Annotated in this window: 1 protein-coding gene; it reads right to left on the reverse strand. The window is 50.8% G+C overall.

Annotated elements, in window-relative coordinates; genetic code table 11:
* Window positions 1–132: 132 nt before the first annotated feature.
* Complete coding sequence (locus MiSe_RS49875; RefSeq protein WP_226595046.1) at window positions 133–336, reverse strand: hypothetical protein; 204 nt, start codon at window positions 334–336, stop codon at window positions 133–135.
* Between the last annotated feature and the right edge of the window lie 115 nt (window positions 337–451).

The following is a 451-nucleotide window of genomic DNA, read 5'->3' on the forward strand; positions in this document are numbered from 1 at the left end:
AATTTCGGGATGTAGGGGCACGGCATGTTTGAGCTGATCTACTACCCCATAACTTGATATTGCCGTGCCCCGACAAAAGTGCCGGGAAATAAATTTCGGGATGTAGGGGCACGGCATGTTTGAGCTGGTCTACTACCCCATAACTTGATGTTGCCGTGCCCCTACTTTCGGGGCACGCCATGTTTGAGCTGGTCTACTACCCAATAACTTGATGTTGCCGTGCCCCGACAAAAGTGCCGGGAAATAAATTTCGGGATGTAGGGGCACGGCATGTTTGAGCTGGTCTACTACCCCATAACTTGATATTGCCGTGCCCCTACTTTCGGGGCACGGCATGTTTGAGCTGATCTACTACCCCATAACTTGATATTGCCGTGCCCCGACAAAAGTGCCGGGAAATAAATTTCGGGATGTAGGGGCACGGCATGTTTGAGCTGATCTACTACCCAAT

Source organism: Microseira wollei NIES-4236 (assembly GCF_020521235.1).
Classification (GTDB): domain Bacteria; phylum Cyanobacteriota; class Cyanobacteriia; order Cyanobacteriales; family Aerosakkonemataceae; genus Microseira; species Microseira wollei.